Origin of the sequence: Sulfurimonas sp. (assembly GCF_047622445.1) — a bacterium.
Lineage (GTDB): Bacteria > Campylobacterota > Campylobacteria > Campylobacterales > Sulfurimonadaceae > Sulfurimonas.
On the sequence record NZ_JBLHOE010000018.1, the window covers coordinates 1 to 13,309 of the forward strand.

Genomic DNA, 13,309 nt, shown 5'->3' on the forward strand with positions numbered 1-13,309 from the left:
GAGCGACTGAAACAGTAATTATCAACTACACTATATCTGATGAGAACAATGCTCAAAGTAATTCTACTATTACAGTAACAGTAAATGGAACAAATGATACTCCAATTGCATCTTCAAATATAGATTCTTCCACACAAGAAGATGCAAATTTAATTACGGGAACTATTATTTCCACAGACCTTGATACTGGTGCAATACTTAGCTATGCAACAACAGCAGCAATTGCAGGATTTAATTTAGACTTTAGTGGTACTTATAGCTTTAATCCAGCAGATGCTGCGTACCAGCACTTAAATGTTGGGGAATCTAAAATTATGACTATCCCTATAGTTGTAAGTGATGAGCATGACGCAACTGATAATATGAATATCACAATCACGCTAGTTGGGACTAATGGTATCCCAACCGCAAATGATACAACTAGTAATGCAAGTGAAGATAGCAGTATAATTTCTGGAACTATTATAGCAATAGATGAAGATACAACGGCTACACATACTTTTAACACTACATATCTAGTAAATGGCTTTACTCTTAATGCAAACGGAACCTATAGCTTTGATCCATCTCATAATAGTTATCAGTATTTAAATGTGGGCGAATCTCAAGTAATCACTATACCAGTAACTCTAAGTGATGAACATAATGCACAGTCTACTATGAGTATTACATTAACAGTAGAAGGTACAAATGATCAACCAGTAGCATCTTCTTCTGTAGTCCATTCTATGCTTGAAGGAAGTGGTTCGTTTGTTGGGCAATTTAGTGCTACAGATATAGATACTACAGCTACTTTTACTTACTCTTCAGAGTCCGTAGCTGGATTTGAGATTATAGGTTCAACAGGTTATTTTACATATGACTCAAACAACAGCGCTTATGATTATTTAAGTGTAGGCGAAACATTTACTAAAACAATAGCAATAACCGTAACAGATGATAATGGAGCAAGTGATGACACGAATTTAACTATCACTCTCTCCGGAAGCAATGATGCTCCAATTATCACTTCAAATGAAGGCTTAGAATATACAACTATTACTTATCCTGAAAATGACACCCAAGTTTTAACTGCTGTATCTGCAATAGATTATGATAGTGATGCAAATGTAAGATTTCATATAGCGAATAACTTTGATTATGAATACTTTGAAATAGATGCTAGCACAGGAGAAGTAAGCTTTATACAATCTCCAAATCATGAAGATAAACTTCTTTATACGCTAAAAATTATAGCAAGAGATAATCATAATGAAGAAGATGTTCAAACTCTCTCAATTGACATTACAAATGTAGTTGAAGATGAAGATACTAAAGACACAGATGAAGATGGCATTCCAGATGTAACAGACCCTGATGATGATAATGATGGAATCCCTGATGATGAAGAGGGAGTCAAAGACACAGATGGCGATGGTATCCCTGATTCGAAAGATAAAGACGCTGACAATGATGGTATTTCTGACACTGAAGAAGGTGCTACTGATAGCGATGGCGATGGTATACCTGATAACAAAGATCCAGATGCTGATAATGATGGCATTCCTGATATAGATGAAGGTAATGGAGATGCCGATAATGATGGTATTCCTGATAACAAAGATAAAGATAGTACAGGAACTAAAGATACTGATGGAGATGGTACTCCAGATGTAAGAGATACGGATGATGATAACGATGGAATAAGTGATGAAGACGAAGGTTCATTAAACACTCCTCCAACAGATTCAGATAACGATGGTATCCCTGATTATAAAGATAGAGACTCAGACAATGATGGAGTCCCAGATACAGATGAGGGATCAGGCGATAGCGATAACGACGGTATACCTGATAATCAAGATCCAGATACAACTGGAACTAAAGATACGGATGGCGATGGTATACCAGACATAACAGATGTGGATGATGATAACGATGGAATAAGCGATGAAGAGGAAGGTTCTTTAACTACTCCACCATTAGATTCAGATAATGATGGAATTCCAAACTATAAAGACGAAGACTCAGACAATGATGGCTTTAAAGATGTAGATGAAGGCGATGCTGATAATGATGGTAATGGTATCCCTGATTACCAAGATCCAAATTCCACTGGGACTCAAGATACAGATGAAGATGGAATATCAAATATAGATGAAGGTTCCACTGAAACGCCACAAAGAGATAGTGATGGAGATGGAACAGTAGATTATCTTGATAAAGATTCTGACAATGATGGTATCTTAGATATTGACGAAGGAAGTGGTGACACTGATGGAGATGGTAAACTAGATTATCTTGATGAAGACTCCGATGATGATGGTATACCTGATAATCAAGAGGGTGGTGGCGATAGTGATGGAGATGGTATTCCTGATTCTATAGACACTGATTCAGATAACGATGGTATAAGTGATATAGATGAAGGCAATGTAGATACAGATAATGATGGTATACCAAACTACAAAGATGAAGATAGTGATGGGGATGGTCAACTTGATAGCTCTGAATACACACTTGATGATGATAACGATGGAATTTCGAATTATTTAGATGATAATGATGCCGGTAGTGATGGACCAATAGATAATGGAGATGGAACACAAACAACTACATATAAAAAAGTTCCAGGAAGCGGTAATGATAAAGTAACTGAAGTAATTATTCCCAACGGTATAGCTTCTGATACTACAGAAAATGAAGATAACTCTACTTCTGTTACGTTCTATGAACCAAATGTAGATATAACAATTAAAGACGATGGTGGATTAGAAATAATCATGGATGAGACGAATGGAGATCATACTATATCAGTTGCTAATCCAGGTACAGATGTAACGGTACATGATGATGAAAAGATGAGTCTAATAACGCCACTTCTTACTAATAGTGATGGAAGTACATGTCAATATAACCTTGAAATAGCTTATGATGGTACAGATATGATTACTAAACATATCTTAGGTAAAATGGATGGATCGAATATCATTACAACAGTTGTTATGAAAATACTAAATGCGAATATAGACATTACAAGCGATAATAGAGTTCTTCATACGGGAGAGTTCATAAATAGCAATACTAAAAGAGTTAATGTTACAGCTACAGTTGATTGTAGTGGATCAATAGCAACAACAACCAAACTCGAAGATGTAAGTGCAACATACGTAGCTGTAAATAGACCTGGAAGTACTATTATTATTGATGTAGATGGAAATGTAGATACATCTACACCACTAGAAGAAAGCACCGATAATTCAACAGTTTTAGAAGGTCTTAATTTTAAAGTAGATAGTGATACTGGAGATGTTAATGCATCTAAAGTCTTTAAAGATACAACTACAGATGAAGTAACGTATACGCAAGCAAACATCTATTTAGCGGGTAGCATATTAAATGTAAATGGTAACTCAATTGCTGAAGTAGAAGTGGATTTAACAAATGTTAGGTTTGTCGAGGTTAGAGCTACCGATACTGCAAGTAATGTTATAACTTCTACAACCGAGATTGATAGTTCTGTGTTGGATGATAAAATTACTAGAACAAGTAATGGAGAGACAGGAGCGGTTACTACAGAGATTAGTACTCCAAAGAGTAGAATTGTAGTAGACAATTTTCTTGATGGAAAAGTGACTCATACAGTAGATGTAAATGGAACAACGACTTCAGCCACCTCAAAACTAGAAGGTGCGAATGTAACTGTAAATTCTAATGGAGTCACAACGACTTATGAAGATGAGACTAGAGGTCTTAAAGCTCAAGTCTTAGCGACCATAGATGGAATTGCTACTCACTTGCTACAAATTGGAAATCTACTTACAAGTGCTATTTCTGAAATCATTGGAGCAAGAACGCTTATTGAGAATGATGAAAATGGCGATATGAAGATAGTGACACAAGTTCAGACTACGAATGTAAATAATCGTTTAGTTGAAATACAAGTAGATGCAAAAGCAAATGGTCAAGCAATTCATATGATCACAATAGATGGTAAGTCAACTAAAGCTACATCTGAAATAATTGGTGCTAAAACAGTTATTAAAGAAACTGGCGAAGTTCAAACGAATTCTATCCTTGATACTTTAAATAATATTGTTGCCATAGTAAAAGCCTTAACAGATGGTTCAGCAGTTCATGAAGTAAATGGGGATGAATTTGATACGAAGGTAACTTCTAACATAGCAGGAGCACAAACAATTGTCAAAGTAACTGGAAAAGTACAGACAAGTGTTGATAATAAAACAGCACAATGTGAAAATGCTGCTCAATACACCGATGCATATGTTACAACTGCTAAAGATGGTACAAGCGTAACGAAGTTCGCAAAATACGCGTGTATAGATGATAGCTTTATTGAAGAAGATCCAACCTTATTGGATGATATTTCTTTTTATAGAAATAATAATGTGACTATACAAGAAGTTAACGGACGCATGAGAATAATCATAGTAACACCACTTAACGACGATATAAGATTCTAAGGAGAAGATGATGAAAAACGTATATTTAATAGTAATGGTAAGTGTAGTTGGACTTCTTCTTAGTGCATGTAGTGGCGGAGAAGGTAGTTTCGATACTGGAGAGGAAAAGATCACTATTACTCACTGTAGTGAGACGTATATAACTACACAGCTAAACGACTTACTAATAAAAGATGAAAGTGATACAACTATAGAAGTATTGCATGATGTTAATGGAACAAAGAGAGTGTGTGTACTTACAGGAAGTGCTCATATTATAAGGGAGAAAAACTAAGATGAATAAAATTATATGTAGTGTAGTAGCAATTGGAACATTATGCTCTCTTATCGCAAGGGATATAAACTCTGAAAATGATTACTTCGTAGGAGTAGGCGTTCATTCTAATGCCTTAAGTGTAAAGAAGACAAATATATCAGGCAATATACTTCTTGCTCGTACACTTGATGATAGTACATCATCTATAAGTGTACAGGCCGGGAAAAAAATAGAAAACTATGTAATGAGCATAAACTATGAATCAGCTAAACTCGATGATGTAGATATGAAAAGTCTGTACCTGAGTGTAGATTATGAGTTTGAGACATTTTTAAATCCTTTTATAGGTATCTCTCTTGGTATGAGCAACCTAAAGTGGAAAACAGATCCTTTAGTAAACTCAAAGATTAAAGATGAAAAACTCTCATCACTTCTATATGGAGTACAAGCTGGGATTAGTTATAAGCTATATAAAAACTGGAGTATATATTCAACAATTTCTTACCAAAAACTAGATTTTAAGACTAACCTTATTGCAACTCCAGCTAAGGCTGAAGTTACACATGAAGATAAAACTTCTATTGGAGTTGGGGTTAGGTATTCTTTTTAGGGAAATTTAATATATAGTATTATTGGGGTTTAAGAATGTAATAGTTGGTTTAACCCGAAAAGAAGAGCAGAAAATTTACAAGAAACCATCTTTAAAAAGTATATTTATAGAAGACAGATCTTAAAGGATTTAGAGCTTGATTATCATGCTGCTATGTTCATGGATAAAAAAGTAAATTGTCTGATAGTAAATATTCCATATAGTTGTAAATATATGTATCTAATGGATAAGTTAAGGATGAAGTTTAATCAAGATTTTATAAAGCATAGCTCAGTTATAATTTCTTATAAGAGCGAATGTATATCCACATTAAATATATATTCTTAATTAACTTAATGTGGATATATATTTGTATTAAACAACTTATTATAGGACTTTATAGAGTGTTTATTATTCTTTATGAGTTATAATAGAAAAAAATATTTGTAGGAATTTAATATGTATATAGAAGATTTGAAGTTCTCTTTATGGGCAGATTTTATAGAAAGAGATTATTTAGATAATGAATTTAAGACCTTAATTGATGATGGTATTATAAATGGAGCTACTTCAAACCCTGCGATTTTTAAAAATGCGATTTTAAATTCGCCAGCATATAAAGAACAACTCTCTTCTCTTACAGGCTTATCCCCAAAAGAAAAGTATGAAGCAGTTGCAATTTTTGATATTACTAAAGCTGCTGATATATTAAAACCTTTGTATGATAAGAACGATGATGGATATGTAAGTATAGAAGTAGATCCGTTTCTAAGTGATGACGCTGAAGCCACTATCTCTGAGGGTAAAAGACTTTTTAAAAGTATAAATAGAGAAAATGTAATGATCAAAGTACCGGCTACGCCTGCCGGATATATTGCGATGGAAGAACTTACAGCTTCTGGAATACCTGTAAATGCAACTTTAATATTTAAGAAGCAACAGGCTATTGCTTGTGCTAAAGCTTTTGAGGCTGGAGTAAAGAAAAATGCTGCGACAGTACATACTGTTATTAGTATTTTTGTGAGTCGAGTTGATCGCGCTTTGGATGCTAAACTTTCAGAAAATGGTATTGATGTAGCCTTAAGTGGGATTTATAATTCAGCGGATATTTACAATGTTATAGAAAAAATGCAAGTACCAGGATGTAGAACACTTTTTGCAAGTACCGGTGTAAAAGACGATTCATTAGCTGCGCATTACTATATAGATGGATTGTTAGCATATAACTCAGTAAATACTGCTCCTATCGATACAATAAAAGCTTTTCATGCTAATGGTGTAAAGAAAAAAGCCTTACCTTTAAAAGATGAGGTCATTCAAAAACACTTCGAAAAACTAGATTCAATAGGCATAGACTTTGAAAAAATCTTAGATAAACAAATTTCTGATGGACTAGTGGCCTTTGAAGATGCTTTTAGGGATATATTGGAGTCATTATGAGTCAGTACGACGTAGATATATCTCAGTTAACTTTTGAGCAATTAAAAAAAATCCGAGCCTATTTGAGGAAGATGATTGAGCTAGGAGGAAGTGACCTTCATATAAAAGCGAATTCTGTAATTCGTGCAAGAATAGATGGTGAGCTAGTGCAATTTGCTGGAGGTGTTTTATCTAAAGATGATGCTATGACTTTTGCAAAAGAGTTGCTCAAAGGAAGATTTGGGGAGTTTGTTGAAAACAAAGAGATAGATTTAGTGTACCCATTTGATGAGAGAAATCGTTTTCGTGTAAACATGTTTTTTCAAGTCGACGGAGTCTCCGCTGTATTCCGTGTTATTCCAATCCAAATTCCATCATTCGAAGAGTTACATCTTCCTGATATTTTAAGAAAATTTACGAAACTTGAACGTGGACTAGTTTTAGTAACAGGAATTACTGGTTCTGGTAAATCAACGACATTAGCTACTCTCATTAACGAAATAAACATTTCTAGAAAAAAACATATTATTACTATCGAAGATCCAGTTGAGTTTGTACATAAAGATAGAGGATGTATTATAAATCAGCGTTCAGTTGGACAAGACACCCTCTCTTTTAAAAACGCACTTCGTGCAGCACTACGTGAAGATCCAGATATAATCCTTGTTGGTGAAATGAGAGATATGGAGACTATTAATCTTGCCTTACATGCAGCGGACACAGGACATTTAGTATTTTCAACCCTTCATACAATTGACGCAAAAGAGACTATCAATCGTATAATTGCACAATTTCCAACGGAGGAACAGCCTCGTATACGTTTGTCTTTAGCAAGTGTTATTCAAGGAGTTGTATCTCAGAGGTTAATTAAAACGATAGATAAGAAACGTCGTGCAGCCATGGAAATTCTTGTTAAAACACCTAGAATAGAAAAACTCATTATGGAAAATCGTGATTATGAACTCAGTGATGCAATCGCTGAGGGTCGTGATCATTACAAATCGCAAACTTTTGACCAGTCGATTCTTGAGTTGTATAATGAGGGTATTATTTCCGAAGAAAATGCTCTGAGTAATGCCACTTCCGCTTCAGATTTAAAACTCAAAATGAGTGGTTTGAATGCATCTGGATCCTTAACTTCGAATGACGCAGCTGAGATAAATAATGAAAATGAAGATGTTTTTGATTTAAAATAATTTATAAACTAACATATTCTAAAGATAATTTAGATATAATTCCGCTTATTTTAATTTAAGGAATTAATATGTTAGAAGGTATAGTTAGAGAGAGTATTGGTAAGAAGGGTACAAAAGCACTTCGCCGTGATGGTTATCTAATTGCGAATATTTATGGAAAAGGTGTTGAAAATATCAATGCTGCATTCAAGATGAATGAGTATATCCGTGCAGTTCGTAATAAAGAAACTATAGCATTCCCAGTGAATGTTGGTGGTAAAGAGATGAATGTAGTAGTTCAGTCTTATGAGTCACAAGCAGTTACGGGTAGTCTTTTACATGTTGATTTAATGGTAGCACAAGCTGGTGTTGAAACTACTTTTAATATCCCTGTTGTTGCACTAGGTGAAGCAGTTGGTCTTAAAAATAAAGGTCTTGTTCATATGGCTAAAGAACGTGTAACTGTAAAATGTACACCGGAAAATCTTCCAAACACAATCGAAATTGATGTAACGGAAATGGATGTAGGTAATTCTAAATTAGTTCGTGATTTATCAGCAATTCCAAATGTTACAATTTTAGATTCTGATCGTGTTGCATTAATTAGTATTATTAAAGCTAAGTAATCATGCTTATAGTCGGGCTAGGTAATCCTGGACCCGAGTATGCTAATACACGCCATAACATAGGTTTTATGGTTCTGGATGAGCTTATTCGTAGACAAAATGCTCAAAAAATTTCTTCTTCATCATTTGAAGGTCTTCTTTATAAATTTCAAAATCATTTTTTATTAAAACCACTTACATTTATGAATCTTTCGGGTAATTCTATCGTTGCTGTTAAAAAGTTTTATAAAATGGAAGAAGTAGTTGTAATACATGATGATTTAGATTTACCCTTTGGAACACTTCGTTTTAAACATGGCGGTGGACATGGCGGGCATAATGGCTTACGTTCTACAGATGAGAGAATATCAAAAGCATATACAAGAGTAAGAATGGGAATTGGACGACCTGAACATAAAGGTGAAGTCGCATCTTATGTTTTAAGCAACTTCAGTTTATCTCAGCATATACATCTTCAAGAATGGATTATTAAAGCTTGTGATGCAGTAGAATTCTTACTAAAAAACTCCATGGAAGATACAAGTTCAAAGTTCTCTATTAAAAAATTTCAGATAAAATAAATATATGCTAGTATTCAAATATATATCTTTTCATTATCTCAAATATTTTTTTGTAATACTTGGGGCATTAGTTTTATTCCTTGTAGGTTTTGACTTTATGGATAAGGCAGAACAAGTTTCAAGATCTGCGAATATTATGCTTATTTATCTTGTATATAAATCATTTTTTGCTATAGATATGTTACTTCCATTGTCACTTATATTTGCGATGATAACAACAAAGATATTTTTAATTCGCTCAAACGCTCTTGTCTCTTTTTATTCGCTTGGATATTCTAGAATTGATATTTTACGACCTTTTGTTGTTGTCTCAACTGGAATTATCATTTTATTTATATCCTTACATAATTTACCAAATTTTTCACGTGCAGATGAATTTTCAAAAAATATTCGTGTACATTCTCAATATCTTCACCCTTCAAAAGATTTATTTTTTACGTATGAAGATAAATATGTGTATTTTTCTAAATTATTACCACTTACAAATGAAGCCAAAGACATTCGAGTATTTAGTGTAAAAGATAAATCATTAAAAGAAGTTATTATCGCAAAAAAGGCAACGTATAAAAATGAAGCATGGCATATTAAACAAGCCGACTTACTTATAAAACCAGATGATATGAGTTTTAATTCTCCTGGTATGATAGTCAAAGAGGAAAAAGACTTAGAAATTCTTCATGGATTTAAACCTAAAATGCTAGATCAAATTTATGAAGGAAAAGTGAATTTCACCATCACTGATGCCCTGGATGCCTACACGCTCCTAGAAAAGCAGGGTGTTGATACCAGTAGTATTAAAGGTGCTTTATATAAGATATTTATATATCCATTTTTTGTACCATCAGTTGTTATTATTATTTTCTTTTTTGTTCCAATGAGTGTACGATTTTTAAATGTTTCGTTATTTAGTTTTGGAGCAATTCTTGCAACCTTATTAGTTTGGGGAATGCTTTTTATGCTTATAGAAATTTCAACAAATAAGACAATATCAGGTGAAGTAGGAATTATTGGACCTGTTTTTATACTTTTTGTAATTGCGTTCAGGCAATGGAGAAAGTACAGACAATCAACATAATATTCCTATAACAAAAATATAAGCACTTTTTAGATAAAATCCATAAAAATATTTTAGGATTTTTATGATTGATTTTAAACAACTAGCGAGTAAGTATAAAACTCCACTTTACATCTATGATTTAGACTATATGACAGCTCAATATACAGAGCTAAAAGATGCATTTAAAGCTAGAAAATCAATTCTTTGTTACGCAGTCAAAGCAAACTCAAACCTCAGTGTAGTACGACATTTTGCAAAGATGGGAAGTGGAGCTGATTGTGTATCTATTGGTGAAGTTAGACGTGCTTTTCTTGCAGGTATACCAGCATATAAAATCATTTTTTCAGGTGTTGGTAAAAGTGATGATGAAATTCGTGAAGCAATTCTTAAAGATATCCTTTACATCAATGTTGAGAGTGAAGCAGAACTTGGTCGTGTGGAACTTATTGCAAAAGAGCTCAAGGTAAAATCACGTATTAGTATTCGTGTAAACCCAAATATAGATCCTCAAACACATCCATATATTTCAACTGGATTACATGACAATAAATTTGGAGTTGATTTAAACACTGCAAAAAGAATGTATATTAAAGCAAACAACTCTGATAACCTTGATCCAGTAGGAATTCATTTTCATATAGGCTCGCAACTTACAGAACTTAAACCAATTTATGAATCAGCTGAGATTGTTGCTGACTTGGTACGTTCTTTACAAAATATTAAGATTGAGTTGAAGTTTTTTGATGTGGGTGGTGGACTTGGAATTAAGTATGATAACGAAACTTTAATTCCAACATATGATTACGCACAAGCAATATTGAGTACTTTAAAGGGTCTTGATTTAACTATCCTTTGTGAACCAGGAAGATTTTTAACTGCGAATGCTGGCTATTTCGTATCTAAAGTTTTGTATGAAAAACAAAATGGCTCCAAGAAATTTGTTGTTATTGATGGTGCAATGAATGACTTACTTCGTCCAGCCTTGTATAGTGCATATCATAAGATTGAAGCTATAACAGATTCAAAGTCTGAGCTAAGGGCTGTTGATATTGTTGGTCCTGTATGCGAAAGTGGAGATTTCTTTGCGAAAGATTATAGTTTGCCTGAATTAGAACATAACGACTTAGTTGTTGTACATAGTGCCGGAGCATATGGTTTTGGAATGGGTAGTAACTATAACACGCGTGGAAGAAGTGCTGAAATAGCGTTAGAAAGTGGTAAAGCAAGACTGATTAGAAAGCGTGAAACTTTTGAAGATCTAATCGCACTAGAGACAGAATACTTAGAAGACTAGGGGAAATGTACACTTGTATTTTATAGACGTTCAAGGAACTCTTATTAGTGATATTGATAAATCTCCACTTCCTGGAAGTATAGAGTTCATCAACCACTTGAATGAAAATAATATTCCTTATATGATTGTGACGAATAATACTAAAAAGTCAAGTCAAGATTTTTATACTTTTTTACAAAGACAAGGTTTTATTTTTTCTAATGATAATTATATTGATCCCTTAATGCTTTTAGAGTCTCGTGTAGCGAAAACTTCGGTTGCCGCATATGGAGCAGAAGAGTTCTTAGATACTCTTGTTGGGATGGGATACACCCTTAATTACGATAATCCTCAAACAGTTCTCATCGCAATAAAAGAAAATTTTACACACGATGAATATGCACAAATGATAGATTTTTTACTCTCAGGTGCATCTCTAGTAGGGATGCATGAGACTTCGATTTATGCCAAGAACAATAAAAGATATCCGGGTGTTGGTGCAATTTTAAAGCTTCTTGAGTTCGCTACATCTGTGAAGTATGATGTGATAGGTAAACCAAGTGATGCATTTTATAAAAAGGCTTTGGCTAAGTTAGCTAAGGGTACTAAATTTACAGATATCACAATGATTAGTGATGATGTAAAAGGTGATTTGGGTGGAGCAAAAGAGCTTGGTATGAAAACAATTTTTGTAACAAGTGGAAAGTATAAAACACAAGAAGAGATAGTTCCATTTTTAGATGAGAATCTTCGACCAGATGAAGTATATGCTGATATGCAAGAAATTTTAGACAAAAGTGAGTTAGTATGAAAACATTAGATGATTGTCGCGTAGCTATTGATTCCATAGATAATGAGGTTCTAGAACTTTTAAATAAAAGAATGAAAGTTGTTGAGAGAGTTGGTGAAATAAAAAGTGACTCAGGTGGAGCTATTTATCGACCAGAGCGAGAAAAAGCTATTATCGAGCGTTTATCACTTCAGAGTAAAGATACTAATGGTCTTTTAAATGATAAAGCTATTGAGGCTATATTCCTAGAAATTTTTGCGGTTTCTCGTAACCTTGAACTTCCTGAACGTATTGCATATCTTGGTCCTGAGGGAACATTTACCCATCAAGCAGCTGAGAGTAGATTTGGTGCGATGAGTGATTATATTTCACTTGGTTCCATTCACTCTGTTTTTAAAACACTTGAAGCTGGTCGTGCAAAGTTTGGTGTAGTACCAATAGAGAATTCAAAAGATGGTATTGTTGGGGAAACTCTTGATTTACTTTCAAAGTCTTCTGTCAAAATCGTAGCAGAACTCTACATGCCTATTCATGCTTCTTTTGCGACGAAGGCTAAAAAACTTGAAGATATTACAAAGATTTATTCAAAAGATAAAGGTTTTGGTCAATGTCGAGAATTTTTACAAGAACATGGTTTTGTTAACATTGAACAGATTCCAGTAGACTCAACTGCTAAAGCAGCAATTTTAGCAGCTGAAGATCCAGAAGCTGCCGCAATATGTTCTCATATCGCTGCAAAGTTGTACGGTGTCCCTACTATGTTTGAAAATATTGAAGATGAACATGATAGTTCTACTCGCTTTATCATTTTAAGTGATTTTAAAAATGCTCAAAGTGAACATGATAAAACTTCAATTTTGGTAAAATTACATGATGCACAAGAACCAGGTTCTCTCGTACACTTTTTACAAGATTTTGATTCAGAGGATATAAATCTCTCAAAAATCGAATCACGTCCTTCAAAAGGAAAAAGTGGTTTTGGATATTGGTTTTATATAGATTTTTATGGACATATTGATGATGAAGCAATCCAAAGAGTTTTAAATAAACATGATGGTGAAGTTACATGGCTTGGTAGTTATGTTAAGGGGGAGGATTAAT

At 33.8% G+C, this 13,309-nt stretch carries 11 protein-coding genes; all 11 read left to right on the forward strand.

Annotated elements, in window-relative coordinates:
• A partial coding sequence (locus ACI9TV_RS05760) for a VCBS domain-containing protein (RefSeq protein ID WP_415249814.1) occupies window positions 1-4,463 on the forward strand: 4,463 nt, incomplete at its 5' end.
• A 10-nt stretch (window positions 4,464-4,473) separates the two neighbouring features.
• Window positions 4,474-4,737 (forward strand): hypothetical protein, encoded by a 264-nt coding sequence (locus ACI9TV_RS05765; protein WP_415249815.1) that lies wholly within the window; start codon window positions 4,474-4,476, stop codon window positions 4,735-4,737.
• 1 nt (window position 4,738) lies between these two features.
• On the forward strand, window positions 4,739-5,329 hold the full coding sequence (locus tag ACI9TV_RS05770; protein ID WP_415249816.1) for an opacity family porin: 591 nt from the start codon (window positions 4,739-4,741) through the stop codon (window positions 5,327-5,329).
• 438 nt (window positions 5,330-5,767) lie between these two features.
• A complete protein-coding gene (locus ACI9TV_RS05775) occupies window positions 5,768-6,748 on the forward strand; it encodes a transaldolase (protein WP_415249817.1) in 981 nt (326 codons plus the stop codon).
• On the forward strand, window positions 6,745-7,923 hold the full coding sequence (locus ACI9TV_RS05780; protein WP_415249818.1) for a type IV pilus twitching motility protein PilT: 1,179 nt from the start codon (window positions 6,745-6,747) through the stop codon (window positions 7,921-7,923). Before ACI9TV_RS05775 ends, ACI9TV_RS05780 begins: the two co-directional genes overlap by 4 nt.
• A 68-nt stretch (window positions 7,924-7,991) precedes the next feature.
• Complete coding sequence (locus ACI9TV_RS05785) at window positions 7,992-8,528, forward strand: 50S ribosomal protein L25/general stress protein Ctc (protein ID WP_415249819.1); 537 nt, start codon at window positions 7,992-7,994, stop codon at window positions 8,526-8,528.
• Window positions 8,528-9,088, forward strand: coding sequence for an aminoacyl-tRNA hydrolase (pth, locus tag ACI9TV_RS05790; RefSeq protein ID WP_415249860.1), 561 nt, complete (start codon window positions 8,528-8,530; stop codon window positions 9,086-9,088). The genes ACI9TV_RS05785 and pth overlap by 1 nt, the downstream gene beginning before the upstream one ends.
• A 4-nt stretch (window positions 9,089-9,092) precedes the next feature.
• Window positions 9,093-10,163: an LptF/LptG family permease gene (locus ACI9TV_RS05795; RefSeq protein WP_415249820.1), complete on the forward strand. Its 1,071-nt coding sequence runs from the start codon at window positions 9,093-9,095 to the stop codon at window positions 10,161-10,163.
• A 64-nt stretch (window positions 10,164-10,227) separates the two neighbouring features.
• On the forward strand, window positions 10,228-11,439 hold the full coding sequence (gene lysA / locus ACI9TV_RS05800) for a diaminopimelate decarboxylase (RefSeq protein ID WP_415249821.1): 1,212 nt from the start codon (window positions 10,228-10,230) through the stop codon (window positions 11,437-11,439).
• A 13-nt stretch (window positions 11,440-11,452) separates the two neighbouring features.
• A complete protein-coding gene (locus ACI9TV_RS05805) occupies window positions 11,453-12,229 on the forward strand; it encodes an HAD-IIA family hydrolase (RefSeq protein WP_415249822.1) in 777 nt (258 codons plus the stop codon).
• Window positions 12,226-13,308, forward strand: coding sequence for a prephenate dehydratase (gene pheA / locus ACI9TV_RS05810; protein ID WP_415249823.1), 1,083 nt, complete (start codon window positions 12,226-12,228; stop codon window positions 13,306-13,308). Before ACI9TV_RS05805 ends, pheA begins: the two co-directional genes overlap by 4 nt.
• Window position 13,309: the final 1 nt, after the last annotated feature.